Source organism: Streptomyces sp. RLA012 (assembly GCF_056270325.1).
Genome location: NZ_JBWDPA010000002.1, coordinates 7522415 through 7543095, shown reverse-complemented (window position 1 = coordinate 7543095; position 20681 = coordinate 7522415). Strand labels below are relative to the sequence as shown.

Annotated in this window: 13 protein-coding genes; 2 read left to right on the top strand and 11 right to left on the bottom strand. The window is 69.3% G+C overall.

Translation table 11 applies throughout. The features are described 5' to 3' along the window. Nucleotides 1-155 precede the first annotated feature (155 nt). Nucleotides 156-1814 (top strand): GMC oxidoreductase, encoded by a 1659-nt coding sequence (locus RV986_RS34600; RefSeq protein WP_475921136.1) that lies wholly within the window; start codon nt 156-158, stop codon nt 1812-1814. A gap of 263 nt (nt 1815-2077) precedes the next feature. Further along, the gene (locus tag RV986_RS34595; RefSeq protein ID WP_475921135.1) at nt 2078-3910 is read left to right on the top strand and encodes a glycoside hydrolase family 15 protein; all 1833 of its coding nucleotides are present in this window, start codon (nt 2078-2080) and stop codon (nt 3908-3910) included. 224 nt (nt 3911-4134) lie between these two features. Here RV986_RS34595 and RV986_RS34590 read toward each other — a convergent pair whose 3' ends face one another. The 11 genes from RV986_RS34590 to folC form a co-directional block, all read right to left on the bottom strand. Further along, on the bottom strand, nt 4135-6759 hold the full coding sequence (locus RV986_RS34590; protein ID WP_475921134.1) for an amino acid permease: 2625 nt from the start codon (nt 6757-6759) through the stop codon (nt 4135-4137). A gap of 299 nt (nt 6760-7058) precedes the next feature. After that, entirely contained in the window at nt 7059-9023 is a 1965-nt protein-coding gene (locus tag RV986_RS34585) for a TIGR03960 family B12-binding radical SAM protein (protein WP_475921133.1), read from the bottom strand. Between the two features lie 113 nt (nt 9024-9136). After that, nucleotides 9137-10675 carry a CYTH and CHAD domain-containing protein gene (locus RV986_RS34580; protein ID WP_475921132.1) on the bottom strand — a complete coding sequence of 513 codons (1539 nt, stop codon included), beginning with the start codon at nt 10673-10675 and terminating at the stop codon, nt 9137-9139. 593 nt (nt 10676-11268) lie between these two features. Continuing rightward, nucleotides 11269-12465: a rod shape-determining protein RodA gene (gene rodA / locus RV986_RS34575; RefSeq protein WP_475921131.1), complete on the bottom strand. Its 1197-nt coding sequence runs from the start codon at nt 12463-12465 to the stop codon at nt 11269-11271. Further along, nucleotides 12462-14723, bottom strand: a complete 2262-nt coding sequence (gene mrdA / locus RV986_RS34570) for a penicillin-binding protein 2 (RefSeq protein ID WP_475921130.1) — start codon at nt 14721-14723, stop codon at nt 12462-12464. The genes rodA and mrdA overlap by 4 nt, the downstream gene beginning before the upstream one ends. Nucleotides 14724-14818: 95 nt before the next feature. Then, nucleotides 14819-15487, bottom strand: coding sequence for a rod shape-determining protein MreD (gene mreD, locus RV986_RS34565; protein WP_475921129.1), 669 nt, complete (start codon nt 15485-15487; stop codon nt 14819-14821). An 18-nt stretch (nt 15488-15505) separates the two neighbouring features. Next, nucleotides 15506-16438 carry a rod shape-determining protein MreC gene (gene mreC, locus RV986_RS34560; RefSeq protein WP_475921128.1) on the bottom strand — a complete coding sequence of 311 codons (933 nt, stop codon included), beginning with the start codon at nt 16436-16438 and terminating at the stop codon, nt 15506-15508. 188 nt (nt 16439-16626) lie between these two features. Beyond that, nucleotides 16627-17646: a rod shape-determining protein gene (locus tag RV986_RS34555; protein ID WP_355492528.1), complete on the bottom strand. Its 1020-nt coding sequence runs from the start codon at nt 17644-17646 to the stop codon at nt 16627-16629. A 454-nt stretch (nt 17647-18100) separates the two neighbouring features. After that, complete coding sequence (ndk, locus tag RV986_RS34550; RefSeq protein ID WP_475921127.1) at nt 18101-18514, bottom strand: nucleoside-diphosphate kinase; 414 nt, start codon at nt 18512-18514, stop codon at nt 18101-18103. Between the two features lie 238 nt (nt 18515-18752). Beyond that, nucleotides 18753-19106, bottom strand: a complete 354-nt coding sequence (locus RV986_RS34545) for a DUF4233 domain-containing protein (protein ID WP_475921126.1) — start codon at nt 19104-19106, stop codon at nt 18753-18755. A 5-nt stretch (nt 19107-19111) separates the two neighbouring features. Beyond that, nucleotides 19112-20650 carry a bifunctional tetrahydrofolate synthase/dihydrofolate synthase gene (gene folC, locus RV986_RS34540; protein WP_475921125.1) on the bottom strand — a complete coding sequence of 513 codons (1539 nt, stop codon included), beginning with the start codon at nt 20648-20650 and terminating at the stop codon, nt 19112-19114. Nucleotides 20651-20681: the final 31 nt, after the last annotated feature.

Here is a 20681-nt window from a genome sequence, read left to right as displayed (position 1 = left end):
ATCACCCAGGGATACCTTGGTGGTCGGGGCAGCAGTCCGCGGTGATCGGGCCAGATGTCCGCAGTATGTGAGGGCCTGTCCCATTCACCATTCGGGGCATGCCCCATTCACTTCACCCGGCGGAACCGGATCACGCTCCGAGGACGGTGGCCGGCATGACCGAGGCGCAGCACTACGACGTCATCATCATCGGCACCGGTGCGGGCGGTGGCACGATCGCCCACCGGCTGGCGCCCACGGGGAAGCGGATCCTCCTCCTCGAACGTGGCGGTTATCTGCCCCGCGAACGCGACAACTGGAATTCCACCTCGGTTTTCGTCAAAGGGAAATACCGCGCGCCGGAGTTCTGGTTCGACAAACACGGAAACCAGTTCCCGCCCGAGGTCAATTACTACGTGGGCGGCAATACCAAGTTCTACGGCGCGGCGCTCTTCCGTATGCGCCCCGAGGACTTCGGCGAACTCCGCCACCACGACGGCGTCTCGCCCGCCTGGCCGCTGAGCTACGGGGAACTGGAGCCGTACTACACCCGGGCCGAGCACCTCTACCTCGTCCACGGCCGGCACGGCGAGGACCCGACCGAGGGTCCCACCAGCGCCCAGTACGCCCACCCGCCGGTGCAGCACGAGCCGCGTATCCAACAGCTCAGCCACGACCTGGAGAAGCAGGGGCTGCACCCCTTCCACCTGCCGATCGGGGTGAACCTCACCCAGGACGACCGGGGCCGGGCCACCCACGCCAGCGCCTGCATCCGCTGCGACCGCGTCGACGGCTTCCCCTGCCTGGTCGGCGCGAAGTCCGACGCGCAGGTCATCTGTGTCGACCCCGCCCTCGAACACCCCAACGTCGAGATGGTCCTGCACGCCGCCGTGCGACGCCTCGAAACGGACCCCACCGGCCGGAGCGTCACCTCGGTCGTCGCGACGGTCGGGGACGAAAACAGGGACGAAAACAGGGACGAAAGCGGGAACGAAAGCGGGAACGGTGACGGGGGCGCGGGCGGAATCGGGGGCGGTTCGACCGTGGAGTTCAGCGCCGACATCGTGGTCGTCGCCTGCGGCGCCGTCAACTCCGCCGTCCTGCTGCTGCGTTCGGCGAACGACCGGCATCCGCGGGGCCTGGCCAACAGCTCGGACGTGGTGGGCCGGCACTACATGCGGCACAACAACCTGGCCCTGATGGCCGTGTCCAAGGAGCCGAACGACACCAAGTTCCAGAAGACCCTGGCGCTGCACGACTGGTACCTGGGGTCCGACGACTGGGACTACCCCCTCGGCGGCATCCAGATGCTCGGCAAGTCCGACTCCGAGCAGATCCACGGCGAAGCACCCCGCTGGGCCGGGGCCGTCGCCCCCGACATGCCCTTCGAGGTGCTCGCCCACCACGCGGTCGACTTCTGGCTGTGCGGAGAGGACCTGCCGGGCGCCGACAACCGCGTCACCCTGGACCGGGACGGCGCCATCCACCTCGCGCTCGACGAGCAGAACAACATCGCCGGGCTGCACCGACTGCGGCACGAACTGCAGGACATGCTGAGCCACTTGGGCATGCACGAACACCATCTGCTGTCGCACAGCATCTATCTGCACAAGGGCATGCCCATCGGCGCCACCGCGCATCAGGCGGGCACGGTCCGCTTCGGCCGCGACCCCGCCTCCTCCGCCCTCGACGTCGACTGCAAGGCCCACGACCTCGACAACCTGTACGTCGTCGACACGAGCTTCTTCCCGAGCATCGGAGCGGTCAACCCCTCGCTGACCGCCATCGCCAACGCCCTGCGCGTCGGCGACCGTATCGCGGAGCGACTGCGATGACCTCAGGTCGTCCGACCGGCGGCGGCCCGGTGGACGCCGTCGAGACGCAGTCGGGCCGGACCGCCGGCACGGCATCGACGGGCATCCGCGGGCATCGACGGGCATCGACGGGCGCCGACGGGACTTCCACGTACGGCAGTCGCGGGACGAAAAGGACGTCGCCGAGCGCTGTGCCGACCAGAACGAGAAGGACCACCAGGCACCGGTCGACACCGTCCGTTCGGGGCGCGTGACGGCTGCGGCAGCCTGACAAGGAGACCAGCATGGACCGCTATCCGCCCATCGCCGACCATGGGCTCGTCGGAGACCTGCAGACCGCGGCCCTGGTCTCCTCGCAGGGGGTGATCGACTGGTTCGCCGCACCGCGCTTCGACTCGCCGAGTATCTTCGCCGCCCTGCTCGACCACGACGGCGGCGGCCATTTCCTGCTCGCGCCCGAGCACCCCGAAGGCACCTGGAGGCAGCTCTACTACCCGGACACCGCCGTCGTGGTGACCCGCTTCATGTCACCCGACGGAGTCGGCGAGATCGTCGACCACATGCCGGTCCAGCCGGGCCCGACGGCGACCGACCGGCACAGCCTGGTGCGCGTCGTCCGCGCGGTGCGCGGCACCGTACGCTTCACCCTCGAATGCCGGCCGCGGTTCGACTACGCACGGGCCGCCCACGAACTCGACCTGACGCACGGCACGCCCACGCAGGAGACGGCGACGTTCCGGGCCCCCGGGACGACCGCCTACCTCCAGGGGACCATCCCGCTCGAACGGGACGGTCACGACGTCCGGGGCGCCATCACCCTCAACGCCGGGGAGACCGCGGCCGCGGTGTTCACCGTGTGCGCGCCGGACGGGAAGGCACCATCGCCCCCCACCGCCGAGGGGATCGCCGAAGAGCTCTGGGAGAACGTCGACTTCTGGCAGAAGTGGGTACGCACCTCGCGCTACCGCGGCCGCTGGACGGAGATGGTGCACCGCTCCGCGATCACCCTCAAACTGCTCACGTACGCCCCCACGGGCGCCCCGGTCGCCGCCGCCACCATGGGACTGCCCGAGCAGGTCGGCGGTGAGCGCAACTGGGACTACCGGTACACCTGGGTGCGGGACGGCTCCCTGTCGGTACGGGCCCTGCTCGACCTCGGCTTCGTGGAGGAGGCGACCCGCTTCACGCGCTGGCTCGGCGACCGCCTCGGCGACCGCGAGGGGCCGGGCGACGAACCCCTCCAGATCATGTACCGGGTCGACGGCGACCCCCATCTCACGGAGGAGATCCTGGACCACTTCGAGGGCTACCGCGGCTCGCATCCCGTCCGGGCCGGCAACGCCGCCTCCGACCAGCTGCAGCTCGACATCTACGGCGAGGCCCTCTACGCCCTGGCCGAGGGCCGCGAGGTCGGCGAACAGACGGGCTACCACGGCTGGAAGGGTCTCGCCGCCACCCTCGACTGGCTCGCCGACTCCTGGGACCGGCCCGACGAGGGCATCTGGGAGACCCGCGGCGGACGCAAGGACTTCACCTACAGCCGGGTGATGTGCTGGGCCGCCTTCGACCGCGGTCTGAAACTGGCGGCCGAGTTCAGCAGGCCGGCCGACACCGCGCGCTGGACCCGGGCCCGGGACACCATCCTCGAACAGGTCATGGAGCGCGGCTGGAACGACAAGGAGCAGGCCCTCGTCCAGTACTACGACGGTGACGTCCTGGACGCCTCCCTGCTGCTCGTCCCCCGGGTCGGGTTCCTGGCCCCCCGCAGCCCCGGCTGGCTCAACACCCTCGACGCCATGGACCGCGTCCTCGTCTCCGACAGCCTCGTCTACCGCTACGACCCCCACGCCTCCCCCGACGGACTGCGCGGCTCCGAAGGAACCTTCAGCCTCTGCACCTTCCTGTACGTCGACGCCCTCGCCCGCGCCGGGCGTCTCCCCCAGGCCCGCTACACCTTCGAGAAGATGCAGACGTACGCCAACCACGTCGGCCTGTTCGCCGAGGAGATCGGCCCCAGCGGGGAACAACTCGGCAACTTCCCGCAGGCCTTCACCCATCTCTCCCTCATCATGGCCGCGACGACACTGGACGAGGCACTCGACGCCCTCCGCCGCTGAACGGCGGGATCCCCGGCCCCTGCGGCAGCAACTCGGTGGTCCCGAAGGACACCACAGCGGCGAGGAAGATCACCGGCACCGCTCCCGTGTGGCCCACCATGAGCACGACCAGCACCACACATCTGACGGGCAGCCGCAGCGCGGCGGGGACGCGGCCGCCATGCCCGCCGCCATCCCCGGCACGATGCCGAGCCCCGGCAGCGGCGCGAGCAGGACACCCAGTGCTACCGGCCGGCCGTCGGCGGCAGGTCCTGCTCGGTCCAGATCGTCTTGCCGGTGGGTGTGTAGCGCGTGCCCCAGTGGTGGGTCATCTGGGCGATGATGAACAGACCCCGGCCTCCCTCGTCGTCGTTCGCGGCGTGCCGCAGATTGGGCGTGGTGTGGCCGGTGTCGGAGACTTCGCAGATCAGGGTCCGGTCGCGGATCAGGCGCACCTGGATCGGGCCGCCGACGTAGCGGATGGCGTTGGTGACCAGTTCGCTGACGATGAGCTCGCTGGCGAACGCCAGGTCGTCCAGCCCCCAGTCGCCGAGCTGCTTGCTGACGGCGGTGCGGATGGTGGCCACCCCCGCCGGGTCCGGGGGCAGTTCCCACTGGGTGAACTGGTTCCGGTCGAGCAGGCGCGTACGGGCCAGCAGCAGCGTCGCGTCCTCGTCCACCGGCCCGGGCAGCAGGGTGGTCACCGCCCGGTCGCACAGCTCCTTCAGGGACCTGGAGCCGTCGGCGAGGACCTGGCACAGCTGCGCGAGCCCGGCCTCACGGCCGTCGGCCGTCTGGAGGAGACCGCCCGTGAAGAGGGCGACGAGACTGCCCGGCGGGAGCTGCAGATCCATGCTCTGGTAGGGCACGCCACCGATCCCCAGCGGCGGTCCTGGAGGCAGCTCCGGACAGTCGACGACACCCGTGTGCGGTTCGACGGCCACCAGCACCGACTCCCCGGCCCGCGCCAGACTGCACTTCCCCGAGACGGGGTCGTACACCGCGTACAGACAGGTCACGCCCAGGGCCGCGTCGGGCTGCGGTCTCAGCTGGCCCGGACCGCTCTCGTACACGGTCTGCTCGACCAGGTCGTCCAGGCGGGACAGGAGCTCGTCCGGGCTCAGGTCCAGCCGGGCCAGGACGCGCACCCCCGTGCGCAGGCGTCCCATGGTGGCCGCGGCGCGCAGGCCGTGACCGAGCACGTCCCCGACGACCAGGCCGACCCGGGTGCCCGACAGGGGGATGACGTCGTACCAGTCGCCGCCCACCCCGGACCCGCTGTCGGCGGGCAGATAGCGGCTGGCCGAGTCGACGGCGGCATGCGGCGGCAGGGAACGCGGAAGCAGGCTCCGCTGGAGTTTGAGGGCCACCGCGTGGCCACGGGTGACCATCGGCATCAGCAGGAGACCGAGCAGCAGCGCGCCCAGGCCCAGGACGGTGACCCCGCCCATCCTGCCGATCAGCGGCAGGTCGACGCTGGTCGTGCCGTAGCTGGGGTCCGCGTAGACGACGAAGGTGGCGTAGAGGAACAGCAAGAGCATGATCAGCCCGCCGAGCCCCGGCAACAGTCCCTTGAAGACCAGATCCTTGGCGCTGCGGGTGAGGATCTTGCGGTGGTACCAGACACAGGCGAAGCCCGTCAGTCCGTACTGGAACGCGATCGCGAGACCGACCGAGTCGATCGAGTCGGCCAGGACGTTCCGGCTGAACGCCGTCAGCAGGACCAGCAGGACGATCGACACCGCACCCGTGCCGACGGTTCCCCAGGTCGGGGTGAGAAACCTGCGGTGGACCCGGGCGAACCGGGAGGGGACGGCCTTGTGGACCGCCATGGAGAAGACGGTCCTGGCCAGGGGCAGGATGGTGGTCTCGGCGGAGGCCAACGCCGAGGTCAGCACCATCAGGATCAGCAGTCGCGACAGGAACAGCCCGGTGTCGTCGCTCCCGAACACGGCCGCGCCCAGTCCGGAGAACACATCGTTCGAGTTGTGCGTGTTGCCGAGCCCGATGCCCGAGGCGCCGACTCCCGCGAACGCCTGCGCCGAAGTGGACACCAGCCCGTACATGATCACGAGCAGCAGGGTGGACATGACCGCGGCGCGCCCGGGGACGCACCTGCTGTCGACGGTTTCCTCGTTGACGGAGAACGCGGTGTCCCAGCCCCAGTAGATGAAGACCCCCGCGAGAATGCCCGAGGTCAGGGCGCTTACCGAGGGCACCTCGAAGGGGTTGAACCAGGAGGCGGAAACGTGGATCGCCGTCGGCGGAGGGTCGGTGTAGACCCTGACCAGTGCGGCGACGGCGAACAGGATCAGCATCAGCACTTCCAGGCACAGCAGCCAGCGCTGGACGGCCGCCGAGAACTCGATGCCGACGTAGCAGACCGCGGTCAGCACGACGATCCAGGCGATGCCCGCCGCGGTGGTCCACAGCCGGTTCTCCGCCAGTCCGTCCAGGCCCACCAACTGGAAGCCGTAGGTGGCGGCGATCTCGGCCAGGCTCGCCATGACGATGATGTTGGCGACGATGAGGCCCCAGCCGCCCATCCAGCCGGTGCCCGGTCCGAAGGCCCGGGTGGCCCAGGTGAAGGTGGTCCCGCAGTCGGCGTTGCTCGCGTTGAGCTCCCGGAAGGCGTACGCGACCAGCAGCATCGGGATGAACGCCAGCATGGTGACGATCGGGGCCTGCAGTCCGACCCCGGTCACGATGATGCCCAGCGTGGCGGCCAGGCTGTACGCCGGGCCGGTCGAGGCCAGGCCCATGGCCACCGAGGAGAACATGCCCAGGGCGTCGTTCTTGAGCCCTTTCCGGCCGGGCCCCGTACCGGGAGCGGGACGGCCGGCGGACTCGGCGCCGCCAAAGTGCCTCACACTTGATTCCAACGCCGTGCCGCGCCACTCCGCAACAGCGCAGAGGCAACAGCAAGGCCACCGGTGACACAACCGGGCAGCCCGGCCCGCACGCCGACCGCCCCTGTGGCCGCCACGATGCACGCCGACGACCCGGCCGTTCCCGGCCCCGGGATGGATACAGCCAAGACCAATGGCGAGCGATCAACACCAGACGTCATGAGCTTCCGCCTCTGAGCAAGGCCCGTGGCTGCCTCGGCTGTCGACGACCCGATGCCCCGACCGCTGCCAACGCAGTGACCGGCCCCTCCTCGCTCACGTCAGTGCGCGTGCCCGCTGGGGCTGGGTGCAGCGTTCTTGACCACCAGAGGCAGAAGCTTCTTACCGGTTGGTCCGATTTGAATACTCGTGTCCATCTGCGGGCACACGCCACAATCGAAGCACGGAGTCCAGCGGCAGTCCTCGACCTCTGTTTCGTCGAGGGCGTCCTGCCAGTCCTCCCAGAGCCAGTCCTTGTCGAGGCCGGAGTCGAGGTGGTCCCAGGGGAGGACCTCCTCGTAGGTGCGCTCGCGTGTCGTGTACCAGTCGACGTCGACGCCGAACTCCGGCAGCGTCTTCTCGGCGCAGGCCATCCAGCGGTCGTACGAGAAGTGCTCGCGCCAGCCGTCGAAGCGGCCGCCGTCCTCGTAGACCGCGCGGATGACGGCGCCGATGCGGCGGTCGCCGCGGGAGAGCAGGCCCTCGACGATGCCGGGCTTGCCGTCGTGGTAGCGGAAGCCGATCGAGCGGCCGTACTTCTTGTCGCCGCGGATCTTGTCGCGAAGCTTCGTGAGGCGGGCGTCCGTCTCCTCGGCGGAGAGCTGGGGCGCCCACTGGAACGGGGTGTGGGGCTTGGGGACGAAGCCGCCGATGGACACCGTGCAGCGGATGTCGTTCTGGCCGGAGACCTTGCGGCCCTCGGCGATCACCTTCATCGCCATGTCGGCGATCTGCAGGACGTCCTCGTCCGTCTCCGTCGGCAGGCCGCACATGAAGTACAGCTTCACCTGGCGCCAGCCGTTGCCGTACGCGGTGGAGACCGTGCGGATCAGGTCCTCCTCCGAGACCATCTTGTTGATGACCTTGCGCAGGCGCTCGGAGCCGCCCTCGGGAGCGAAGGTCAGGCCCGAGCGGCGGCCGTTGCGCGTCAGTTCGTTCGCCAGGTCGACGTTGAAGGCGTCGACGCGGGTGGAGGGGAGGGAGAGGCCGACCTTGTCCTCCTCGTACCGGTCCGCGAGGCCCTTGGCGATGTCACCGATTTCGCTGTGGTCCGCGGAGGAGAGGGACAGGAGGCCCACCTCCTCGAAGCCCGTCGCCTTCAGGCCCTTCTCGACCATCTCGCCGATGCCCGTGATCGAGCGCTCGCGCACCGGACGCGTGATCATGCCCGCCTGGCAGAAGCGACAGCCGCGCGTACAGCCGCGGAAGATCTCCACCGACATGCGCTCGTGGACCGTCTCCGCGAGCGGGACCAGGGGCTGCTTCGGGTACGGCCACTCGTCGAGGTCCATGACCGTGTGCTTGGACACGCGCCACGGGACGCCCGACCTGTTCGGGACCACACGGGCGATACGGCCGTCGGCGAGGTACTCGACGTCGTAGAACGCCGGGATGTAGACGTTGCCCGTCTTCGCCAGGCGGAAGAGAACCTCTTCGCGGCCTCCCGGGCGGCCCTCCGCCTTCCAGGCGCGGATGATCTCCGTCATGTCGAGTACGGCCTGCTCGCCGTCGCCGATGATCGCCGCGTCGATGAAGGCGGCGATCGGCTCGGGGTTGAAGGCCGCGTGGCCGCCGGCCAGGACGATCGGGTCGTCGAGCGTACGGTCCTTGGACTCCAGCGGGATCCCGGCCAGGTCCAGGGCCGTCAGCATGTTCGTGTAGCCCAGCTCCGTGGAGAAGGACAGACCGAAGACGTCGAAGGCCTTCACCGGGCGATGGCTGTCCACCGTGAACTGGGGAACCCGGTGCTCACGCATCAGCTCCTCCAGGTCCGGCCAGACGCTGTACGTACGCTCGGCGAGGACACCCTCACGCTCGTTCAGTACCTCGTAGAGGATCATGACGCCCTGGTTGGGCAGTCCGACCTCGTACGCGTCGGGGTACATCAGCGCCCAGCGGACATCGCAGGCGTCCCAGGGCTTGACCGTGGAGTTGAGCTCTCCGCCGACGTACTGGATCGGCTTCTGCACATGCGGGAGCAGAGCTTCAAGCTGCGGGAACACCGATACAGCGGCTTCGGCAGGCATCTCGCGAACCTTCGTGAGCTGGGATGTACTGACAGGGGTGATGCAGAGGTGATGCAGGGGTGATGCAGGGGTGACCATCCAGCCTAACGCGGTCGGGACCGGCCCCCGTACGCTCAGACCCCGCCCATGCTCTCGATCGGCTCCCATTCCCCGGGAAGCGCCGCCTCGGCCGCCGCCGCCCGCTGCTCCTCCCGCCCGTACAGCACGCCGTAGGTGAACGAGCTCTCCCCGGCCCCGTGCGCCTGGCCCGCGAGTTCCCGCAGGGCCTCGCGGGTCATCACGCTGTCCTGGTGGTCGCCGAGCAGGCTCTGCAGGGACTTCATCGACTTGACCAGCGCGGCGGCGGGGTCGCCGAGGGCGGGGATGGCGGTCTCGGCCGCGTAGCGCGTGCGCTTGGCCTTCTTGCGGGCGTCGTGCATCGCGAGGTCGCGGTCGTGGCCGGACGGCTCGCCGAGGGCCTGGCCGATCAGGTCGGAAACCTTTGCGAAGTCCTTCCGTACGGCCTTGGCGATCGCCTTCTCGGGGGCCCGCGTGGCCGCCTCCAGCAGGGGTGGGTCGGCCAGCAGCCGGTCCAGTGACGCCAGCAGGTCGAGGTAGCGCTTGCCGTCCAGTACGGCGATCAGACGGCGCCGGGAGCCGGAGCCGCGGGCGTGCGCCCAGGTGCGCAGGCGGGTCCGGACGGGGCCCGTGAGCAGGGTGCGCGGGAGGTCGTCGAGCGCCGCCGTCAGCCGTTCGGTGAGGACTTCCTGGTCGCGGTCGACGCCCAGCTCGGCGGCCAGCCACTTCAGCTCGTCACCGATCGGATCGGTGACGGTGCGGTCCAGGACCTTGTTGTACGAGCGGAACGTGCTGCGCATGCGGCGGGTGGCGACCCGCAGGGAATGCACGGAGTCGTACAGGTCGCGGCGGACGGCCGGGTCGAGTTCGATGATCGCGTCGCGCTGGGTACGGACGTAGGCGAGGACGTGGTCGCCCGCGGTGAGCAGGATCGGCTCCGCCGCCTTCTCGCGCTTCGAGCCGGCCCCTGCCCCTGCCCCGCCCTGAGGGCCGGTCTCGTCCAGTGCCCTCGCCAGCTTCGACGCCGAGGACGACCGGTTCAGGCCCGCCTTGCGGAGCTTCTTCTCCACCTTGTCGAGGAAGGCCGGGTCGCCGTCGTCGGCGAGTTCCACCTCGATCTCGGTCCACTCGGCGGTGCCCGTGCCGCCGCCGAGGCGCTCCGCGCGGACGTGGTCGACGCTGACCTCGGCGAGCAGGGTGCCGGAGGGGTCGACGAGGTGGCGGACCTCGCGGGCCGACCTGAGCCGTACGACGGGGACGAGTTCGGCTTCGCGGATGCGGGAGCGGAGGAGGGCGGTCAGGGACCGGGGGACGGTGTCGGAGAGGGGGGCGCGGATCTCGTCGCGGACGCCTTCGGAGACGGGGAGTTTGAGGTGCCAGCCCGCGTCGTCGCCGCCGGTGCGGCGGCGGAGGGTGAGGGAGGCGGCGGAGAGCCGCTGGTCGACCGTGTCGTAATAGGTGGCGTCGAGGTCGGCGACGCCCTTGTCGATGACCGTCGAGACTCCGGAGACGCCGGTCAGGTCCGGGAGTGGCGCGTCGCCGCCGGCCGGGGGACCCTCGTACTTCCGCTCGATTTCGCGCTTGGTGTCCGCCATGACCTGAATCTAGTGGCAGTGGGGCCGGGATGGCAGTGCCCGAGCCCTCGGGACTGTCGGGACCGGCCAGTTTTCGCCCCCGCCGCCCCTACCCGTCCCATCCCGAACCTGGGAGCTACCGCCCCCAGACCCCCGAGGCGGGTGAGTGAGCCGATTGGGGGCGGCTGGGCTGAACGGAGGTGAATACGACCACGAGGCTGGATGCGGTGCACCGCAGTGGGTGAGGTGCACGGGAATGAGCGAGGCACACGCGAGCGAATGGGCAGCGCCCCTCACCCAAGACCACCGGACACACCCACTCCCCCAGAGGCACGAGGAACCGCGCACCCAGCCCCCACCAACCCGCAGCCGAACAACCCGGAACACCACCCCACCCCCAGGGGCGCGAGGAACCGCGCGCTCAACCCCCACCAACCCACAGCCGAACAACCCGGAACACCACCCCACCCCCACGGGCACGAGGAACCGCGCGCTCAACCCCCCACCGACCCGCAGCCGAACAACCCGGGGCCGGCGCCCAACCCCCACTCACCCACCGGCAGCCAAGAACCCCCCGGCCGCCCCCACCCCCTCGCCGCGCAACCGCCGGAGGCCTACGCCGACATGGGGCGCTGCACTCTGATCGACTGCAACAACCCCACCGCCACCCACACCGCGAACATCGACGAGCCGCCGTAGGAGACGAAGGGCAGGGGAAGGCCCGCGACCGGCATGATGCCCAGGGTCATGCCGATGTTCTCGAAGGCCTGGAAGGCGAACCAGGCGATGATGCCGGCGGCGACGATGGTGCCGTAGAGCTCGGTGGTCTCGCGGGCGATACGGCAGGCCCGCCAGAGGACCACGCCCAGGAGGAGCAGTATCAGGCCGGCGCCCACGAAGCCCAGTTCCTCACCCGCGACCGTGAAGACGAAGTCCGTCTGCTGTTCGGGGACGAATTGGCCCGTGGTCTGCGAGCCGTGGCCGAGGCCCGTGCCGAAGAGGCCGCCGGAACCGATGGCGATGCGGGCCTGGTTGGTGTTGTAGCCGACGCCGGCCGGGTCGAGGTTGGGGTTGGCGAAGGCCGCGAAGCGGTTGATCTGGTACTCGTCGAGGATCTTGAGCTGCCAGATGGCGACCGCCCCCAGCGCCCCCGCGCCCAGCAGGCCGAACACCCAGCGGTTCGACGCGCCGGAGGCGAGCAGCACGCCGAGCACGATGATGACCGCGACCATGATCGTGCCCAGGTCGGGCATGAGCAGCACGATCATCATCGGGACGGCCGCGAGGCCCAGCGCCTGCAGCACCGTGCGGTGGTCGGGGTACTGCTTGTCGCCCGCGTCCACCCTGGTGGCCAGCAGCATCGCCATGCCCAGGATGATCGTGATCTTGGTGAACTCGGCGGGCTGGAGCGACAGTCCGCCCGCGACGAGCCAGTTGCGCTGGCCGTTGATCGTCGCGCCGAGCGGGGTCAGCACCAGCAGGATCATGAAGACCGAGAGGCCGTACAGGATCGGGACGGCCGTACGCAGGGTGCGGTGGCCGAGCCAGACCGTGCCGATCATCAGACCGATGCCGATGCCGGTGTTCATGAGGTGGCGGATGAGGAAGTAGTACGGATCGCCCTGGTTGATCTCGGTGCGGTTGCGGGTCGCCGAGTAGACGAGGGCCGAGCCGATCAGGGAGAGGGCGATGGCCGAGAGCAGTATCGGCCAGTCGAGGCGGCGGGCCAGCGAGTCACGGGCGAAGAGCCGCGACAGGCCGCCGCGCTCGGGGCCGTACCCGGAGACGGAGAAGTTGTTCGCTCCGGTCATGTCAGGATCCTCGTCCCCCGCCGCTTCTTCGGGCGGTCCGTACGCCTTCGGGTGTTGCGGTTACTGGCCGTCGAGGACGGCGTGGTGCCCGCGGGCAGCTCCTGGTCGGTGGCCCCGGGCGAGGGCGACTCGCTGGCCTGCAGGTCCTTGACCGGGTCCTTGGAGATCTCCGGGGTGTCGATCGAACCGTCCGTCTGGATCTTCGGCAGGCCCTTCTCGGGAGTGGGGAGGAGAGCCTTCGAGTTGTCGATGGAGCCGTCGGCCTGGACGCCGTAGAGCGCGTTGTAGATGTTGCGCACGGCCTCACCGGAGGCACCGGAACCCGTACCGGCCTGGGCGATCGTCATGACGACCGTGTAGTCCTTGGTGTACGTGGCGAACCACGAGGTGGTCTGCTTGCCGTAGACCTCGGCGGTACCGGTCTTGGCGTGCAGCGCGATCTTGTCCTGCGGCCAGCCGCCGAACTTCCAGGCGGCGGTACCGCGGGTGACGACGCCCTCCAGGGCCGAGTCCATGCCCTTGATCGTGGCCCTGCTGATCGGCAGCTTGCCGTTGACCTTGGGCCTGATCTCCTGGACGGTCTTGCCGTCGGCGCTGATGATCGCCTTGCCGATGGTCGGCGCGTGGATGGTGCCGCCGTTGGCGATCGCCCCGTAGATCATGGCCTCCTGGATCGGGGTGACGAGGGTGTCGCCCTGACCGATGGAGTAGTTGATCTCGTCACCCTCGCGCATCTTGTTGCCCTCTAGGCAGTTCTCGTACGCGATCTTCTGGACGTAGTCGCCGTCCTTCTTGCCGGTCTTGCACCAGACGGCCTTGTTGGCCTTCCAGTAGCTTTCCTTCCACTGGCGGTCCGGGACGCGGCCGGTGACCTCGTTGGGCAGGTCGATGCCCGTCTCCTTGCCGAGGCCGAACTGGTGGGCGGTCTTGAAGAAGTAGTCCTTGGGCTGGCCCTTCTTCGGGTTGATGCCGCCGTCCTTCTTCCACTCCCGGTCCGCGAGGCCGTAGAAGACGGTGTCGCAGGAGACCTCCAGTGCGCGGCCGAGCGAGATGGGGCCGAAGCTCTCCCCCTCGAAGTTCTTGAAGACCTGGCCGCCGACCGAGTAGGAGCTGGTGCACGGGTAGCCACCGTCCCACTCGTAACCGGCCTGGACCGCGGCGGCCGTGGAGACCACCTTGAAGGTCGAACCGGGCGCGGACTGACCCTGTATGGCCCTGTTGAGCAGCGGGTAGTCGGAGTTCTTGCCGGTGAGCGCGGCGTAGTCCTTGGCGGAGATGCCGCCGACCCAGGCGTTCGGGTCGTACGTCGGGGCGGACGCCATGGAGACGATCCGGCCGGTCTTGGCCTCCATCACGACGACGGCGCCCGAGTCGGCCTTGTAGTTCTCGCCGGTGATCTTGTCGAACTGCTTACGGGCGGTCTTCATCGCCACGTCCAGCTCGTACTCGGCGACCCGCTGGACACGGGAGTCGATGCTGGTGACGAGGTTGGAGCCGGACTGGGCCGCGTCGCTCTCGGCCTTGCCGATGACACGGCCGAGGTTGTCGACCTCGTAGCGGGTGACACCGGCCTTGCCGCGCAACTCCTTGTCGTACTGGCGCTCCAGGCCGGAGCGGCCGACCTGGTCGGAGCGCAGATACGGCGAGCTGCTGTCCTTGGCCTGGGTGATCTCGGAGTCCGTGACGGGCGAGAGATAGCCGAGGACCTGCGCGGTGTTGGCCTTGCCGGGGCCGGCGTAGCGGCGTACGGCCTCGGGCTCGGCGGTGATGCCGGGGAAGTCCTCGGAGCGCTCGCGGATCTGCAGGGCCTGCTTGGCGGTGGCCTCGTCGGTGATGGGGATGGGCTGGTACGGGGAGCCGTTCCAGCACGGCTGCGGCGTCTTCGCGTCGCACAGCCGGACCTTCTGGATGACGTCCCCGGGCTTCATGTCCAGCACACCGGCCAGCTTGGTCAGGACCGCCTTGCCGTCGTCCTTCATCTTCAGCAGGTCGGTGCGCGAGGCGGAGACCACGAGCCGGGTCTCGTTGTCGGCGATCGGCACACCGCGCGCGTCCAGGATCGAGCCGCGCACGGCGGGCTGGACGACCTGCTGGACGTGGTTGCCGGAGGCTTCCTTGGCGTACTCCTGGCCGTTGCGGATCTGGAGGTACCAGAGGCGGCCGCCGAGGGTGCCGAGGAGGGAGAGGACAAGGATCTGGATGACGACGAGTCGGATCTGGACCCGTGGGGTCCTGCCGGTCTCGGGAATGTTGGTCACTGGTGCTGCCTCCCCCTCTCAGTGTGTGTACAAGGCATACGAGTACACGGTGAACCTGAGGGCCCTGACCCCAGGGTCGGTCAACTGTTGTGGGCTCACAGGCGCTTGACTCCCTTGATGCGCCCCGCGCGGGCGACGCGCGCCCGGGCGGCCTTGACCCTGAGGCCGCGCTGGCTGCCGATGCGCAGGCCGGTGCCGGAGGACAGCCAGCCCGAGGCGACATCGGCCGACTTCCCGGACGGTCCGTTCTCGCCGAGCGGGTTGCCCTCGGAGCGCCGGGCCAGCGCCATCAGCGCCGGGACCACGAACGGTGCGAGCAGCAGGTCGTACAGGGCGGCCGTGAACAGCAGGCTGCCGAGGCCGACATGGCGGGCGGCGGTGTCACCGACGAGGGCGCCGACACCGGCGTACAGCAGGGTGGAGCCGATGGCGGCGGCGACGACCACGGTCATCGGGCCGGTGGCGGACTTGAGCTGGCCGTTCTCGGGCTTCACCAGCCCCGCGAGGTAGCCGATGACGCACAGCACGAGGGCGTAGCGCCCGGCGGCGTGGTCGGCGGGCGGGGCGAGGTCGGCGAGCAGCCCCGCGCCGAAGCCGATGAGGGCGCCGCCCACGTGGCCGTAGACCATGGCGAGGGCCAGCACGGTGAGGAGCACCAAGTCCGGTACGGCGCCCGGGAGGTGGAGCCGGGCGAGGACGCTCACTTGGATCACCAGGGCGACGACCACCAGGGTGACGGAGAGCAGCATCCGGTTGAAACGCATGGGATTCAGCTCCTACGGCTACTGGCCGGTGGCGGGCGCGGACGCCGAGGGGGTGACCGTCACGGTCACGGTCGGCGTGGGCGTCGGTTTGGGTTTGGCCGGCAGCACCGTGTCGCGTGGGTCCTTGCGGGGGGCCTCGACCACGACGCCGACGATGTCGAGCTTCGAGAACGAGACATACGGAGTGACGTAGATGGTGCGGGTCAGGTCGCCGCCGGACGGGTCGACGCGGGAGACCACGCCGACCGGGACGCCGGGCACGAAGGGCTTGTCGGCCTGCGAGCCGAAGGTGACCAGCCGGTCCCCCTTCTTGATCTTCGCCTTGCCGTTGAGCATCTCCACCCGCAGCGGGCGGTCGCCCTGACCGGAGGCGAAGCCGAGTTCGTCGGTCGACTCCATGCGCGTACCGACGGTGAAGTCGGGGTCGTTGGCGAGCAGTACGGTCGCGGTGTTCGGGCCGACGGTGGTGACCCGGCCGACGAGCCCGTCGCCGTTCAGGACGGTCATGTCGCGCTGGATACCGTCGTTGGCGCCGACGTCGATCGTCACCGTCCAGGAGAAGCCCTGGGCCGCTCCTATGGCGATGACCTCGGCGCCCTTGATGCCGTACTGCCCGTCCCCGGCCACCTTCAGCATCTTGTCGAGCTGGGTGAGCCGGCTGCGGTTGCGGTCTTTACTGCCGAGCTTGGCCTTCAGCGCCGTGTTGTCGTGCTCGAGTTGGGCGATGCGATCGTGCCGGTCGCCGGAGTCGCGGACCGCGGCGATCGCGTTGCCGACGGGGTCGACCGCGGAGGAGACCCCGTTCTCGATCGGGCCGAAGACCGTCGCGGCGGCCTGGCGGGCACCCTGGACCGGTGAGTCCTGTCCTCCGCGGATGTCCACCGTGATCAAGGCGAACGCGATGGCGATCAGCAGCACCAGGAGCAGCCGGCTCTCTCGTGTGTCCCTCACGTGCGGCGGCCGTGCCTTCCTCGTCGGAATGGTTCGGAATGGTTCGGATCGGGTCCGAACAGGTCAACAGGAACGCACCCCGAGCGAGTGATGACGCCCAAGGGTGTTATGGGGGAGCTTATGCCTCGATATCAACGATCCGCCGTACGAGAAGGGTTCATCTCGTACGGCGGAATCGAAGAGTTACCTCATCTGCGCGGCTGGGCGTCCAGAACCTGCTGGAGCGCCTCGAATTCCTCGACGCACTTACCGGAGCCGAGCGCCACGCTGTCCAGCGGGTCCTCGGCGATATGGATCGGCATGCCGGTCTCGCGGCGCAGTCGCTCGTCGAGTCCGCGCAGCAGCGCCCCGCCACCGGTCAGCACGATTCCGCGGTCCATCACATCGCCCGAAAGCTCCGGCGGGCACTTGTCGAGCGTCGTCTTCACGGCGTCGACAATCGCGTTGACGGGTTCCTCGATCGCCTTGCGGACTTCGGCCGCGGAGATGACGACGGTCTTGGGCAGCCCGGAGACGAGGTCCCGGCCGCGGATTTCGGTGTGTTCGTCGTTGTCGAGGTCGTACGCCGAACCGATCGTGATCTTGATCTGCTCGGCGGTCCGCTCACCGAGGAGGAGGCTGTACTCCTTCTTGATGTGCTGGATGATCGCGTTGTCCAGCTCGTCGCCCGCGACCCGGATGGACTGGGCGGTGACGATCCCGCCGAGCGAGATGACCGCGACCTCCGTGGTGCCACCGCCGATGTCCACCACCATGTTGCCCGTGGCCTCGTGGACCGGCAGGCCCGAGCCGATGGCCGCGGCCATGGGCTCCTCGATGATGTGCACCTGGCGGGCGCCGGCCTGGGACGACGCCTCGATGACGGCACGGCGCTCGACGCCCGTGATGCCCGAGGGCACACAGACGACGACACGGGGGCGGGCGAGGTAGCGCCGCTTGTGGATTTTGAGAATGAAGTAGCGGAGCATGCGCTCGGTGATCTCGAAGTCGGCGATGACACCGTCCTTCAGCGGACGCACGGCAACGATGTTGCCCGGGGTCCGCCCGATCATCTTCTTCGCCTCCGAGCCGACCGCGAGGATGCCACCGGTGTTGGTGTTGATCGCGACGACGGAAGGTTCGTTGAGTACGATCCCGCGACCCCTGACGTACACCAGCGTGTTGGCGGTCCCGAGGTCGACAGCCATGTCACGGCCGATGAACGACATTGAGTTCCCCATCAGGATTCGTCTGGCCTTCCCAAGTGGAGCTTTGACGGCTTTTTAGGAACGGCGAGGTGGGTGCAGTGACGTGATCGCTTCCATCGTAGACGCGCCCGCGCGGACACTGCGCGAGGGTCTTCGCCATTGTCAGCATGCGTGGCGGCGCCCCGCTTCTGGAGACGGGCCAACGGGGGCACGCGTTCCCCCGATCGGCACCCGTATGCCGCGGGACGACCGGAAATTTCCACGGCCGTCCCCGATCAGACATCAAAGTGCGGCGCCAGTCGATTACAAGCCTTTGTGAGACGTTACAAGCCGTTACAAGAACATCTTGGAATCGTGATGTCGGTACGGCTCGGACGCTACCCGGGAGACGGCTGGGAACGCGACTCGGGAGGTGCGTCGGGGTGCGCGTCGGGGTGCGCGTCGGGGTGCGCGTCGGGATCCGCCCCGGGATGCGTCAGACGCGGCCGGGGAAGAAGATCTTCAGCTCGCGCTCGGCGGACTCCTCGGAGTCGGAGGCGTGGATCAGGTTCTCCCGGACGATCACGCCGTAGTCGCCGCGGATGGAACCGGGGGCGGCGGCGATGGGGTCGGTGGGGCCGGCGAGCGCGCGCACGCCCTCGATGACGCGGTCCCCCTCGACGACGAGCGCGACGACCGGGCCGGAGGCCATGAACTCCACCAGCGGCTCGTAGAACGGCTTGCCCTTGTGCTCGCCGTAGTGCTGCTCCAGGGTGTCCTGGTCCAGTGTGCGCAGCTCCAGCGCGGTGATCTGCCAGCCGGCCTTGCGCTCGATACGGCTGATGATCTCGCCGGTCAGGCCGCGCCGGACGGCGTCGGGCTTGAGGAGGACGAGGGTGCGCTGGCTCACGGTGGTGGCTCCTTCGGGTCACAAGTGTGCGGGTGATCGAGGCTACAGGGCGTGTCCGGGTGGGTGTTACGCAGAGTCAGGCGTGCGGGGACGTTCAGGGTTCTTCGGGGTTCTTCGGGGTTCTTCGGGGTTCTTCGGGGTTCTTCGACCACGGGTGAGCGGGAGCTCGCCGCGCAGTTCCCCGCGCCCCCAAGACCGGGGCCGCGCCCCGGATTCCCCCGGTGGGGGCGAAAAACCCCTACGCCGGGTTCCCGCCCGCCTCCGCCTGCGCAGCAAACCTCGCCTTGGCCTCGTCGATCTTCCGCCCATAGTGCACCGAGGCCCACCACAGCGCCGCGAAGATCGCCCCCAGGAAGAACATCGACCCCACGACGAACCCACTGGCGATCAGCGCGATCTGCAGCGCCCAGCCCAGCTGGACACCCCCGGGCCGGGTGATCATCCCGCAGAGCAGCACCGTCACCGCCATGAAGATCCCGCTGACCGTCCACACCGTGGCCGTGGACAGATCGGGGTTCTTCATCGCGACGAGCCCGGCGAAGCCGATGACGAAGAACTCGCCGATCAGAGTCGAAGCACAGAGCGTACGCACAGCGGTCAGCCCCTCCCCAGAAGCAGCCGGGCCTCGCCGACGGTGATGACGGAGCCGGTCACGAGCACGGCGCCGCCCGCGTACTCGCCCTCCTCCTCGGCCAGCGTGACCGCGGCCTCGATCGCGTCGTCGAGCCGCGGCTCGACCTGTACCCGGTCCTCGCCGAAGATCTCGACGGCGATCCCGGCGAGCTCGTCGGCGTCCATCGCGCGATGGCTGGAGTTCTGGGTGATCACGACCTCGGCGAAGATCGGCTCGAAGGCCTCCAGCAGCTCCCGTACGTTCTTGTCTCCGCTCGCGCCGACGACCCCGATCAGCCGGCTGAAGTCGAAGGCCTCGCCGACGGCCTCGGCGGTGGCGCGGGCGCCCGCCGGGTTGTGCGCGGCGTCCAGGACGACGGTCGGCGAGCGGCGTACGACCTCCATGCGGCCCGGCGAGGTCACCGAGGCGAAGGCCTTGCGGACGGTGTCGTTGTCGAGCCGCTGGGTGTGCCCGGCGCCGACGCCGAAGAACGCCTCGACGGCGGCGAGCGCCACGGCGGCGTTGTGCGCCTGGTAGGCGCCGTGCAGCGGCAGGAAGACCTCTTCGTACTCCCCGCCGAGCCCGCGCAGCGTGAGCAACTGCCCGCCGACGGCGACCTGCCGGGCGACGACGCCGAACTCCAGCCCCTCCCGGGCCACGGTCGCGTCGACCTCGACGGCCTTCTTCAGTAGTACCTGGGCCGCGTCCACCGGCTGCTGGGCCAGGATGACGGTCGCGTCCGGCTTGATGATGCCGGCCTTCTCGGTGGCGATCTCGCCGGGCGTCCCGCCGAGCCGGTCGGTGTGGTCGAGATCGATGGGGGTGACGACGGCGACGTCCCCGTCGATCACGTTGGTGGCGTCCCAGCTGCCACCCATGCCGACCTCCACGACGGCCACGTCGACGGGGGCGTCCGCGAAGGCCGCGTACGCCATGCCGGTGAGCACCTCGAAGAACGACAGCCGGTACTCCTGCTGTCCGTCGACCATCTCCACATACGGCTTGATGTCGTGGTACGTCTCGATGAACCGCTCGGCGGAGACCGGGGCGCCGTCGAGGCTGATCCGCTCGGTGACCGACTGGACGTGGGGGCTGGTGTAGCGCCCCGTGCGCAGGTCGAAGGCGCCGAGGAGGGCCTCGACCATGCGGGCGGTGGAGGTCTTGCCGTTCGTGCCCGTGATGTGGATCGAGGGGTACGCGCGCTGGGGCTCGCCCAGGACGTCCATCAGCGCGGCGATACGGCTGACGGAGGGCTCCAGCTTGGTCTCGCCCCAGCGGGTGGCGAGCTCGGCCTCCACCTCGCGCAGCGCGTTGTCGACCTCGGGGTCGGCCGGGCGCGTGGGGATGTCGGGCTGCTGACCGGCGACGCCCTGGGTGCGCAGGGTACGACTGCTGGCCTCGATCACCGCGAGGTCGGGGTCGCGGTCGGTCTCGGCCTCGACGATCTCGTCGAAACGGCCGAGCGGGTCGCGGGGTTCCGGCTCGTCTGTCGCACCGCTGTCATGCGGGGGGAGGTCACTCACCGTGCCAGTCTACGGAGCCGCGGGGACAGCG

What these genes read in the sequence shown, in the direction of transcription:
- RV986_RS34600 (WP_475921136.1), top strand. Translation starts at nt 156, where the DNA reads ATGACCGAGGCGCAGCACTACGACGTCATCATCATCGGCACCGGTGCG.
- RV986_RS34595 (WP_475921135.1), top strand. Translation starts at nt 2,078, where the DNA reads ATGGACCGCTATCCGCCCATCGCCGACCATGGGCTCGTCGGAGACCTG.
- RV986_RS34585 (WP_475921133.1), bottom strand. Translation starts at nt 9,023, where the DNA reads ATGCCTGCCGAAGCCGCTGTATCGGTGTTCCCGCAGCTTGAAGCTCTG.
- RV986_RS34580 (WP_475921132.1), bottom strand. Translation starts at nt 10,675, where the DNA reads ATGGCGGACACCAAGCGCGAAATCGAGCGGAAGTACGAGGGTCCCCCG.
- rodA (WP_475921131.1), bottom strand. Translation starts at nt 12,465, where the DNA reads ATGACCGGAGCGAACAACTTCTCCGTCTCCGGGTACGGCCCCGAGCGC.
- mreD (WP_475921129.1), bottom strand. Translation starts at nt 15,487, where the DNA reads ATGCGTTTCAACCGGATGCTGCTCTCCGTCACCCTGGTGGTCGTCGCC.
- RV986_RS34555 (WP_355492528.1), bottom strand. Translation starts at nt 17,646, where the DNA reads ATGTCGTTCATCGGCCGTGACATGGCTGTCGACCTCGGGACCGCCAAC.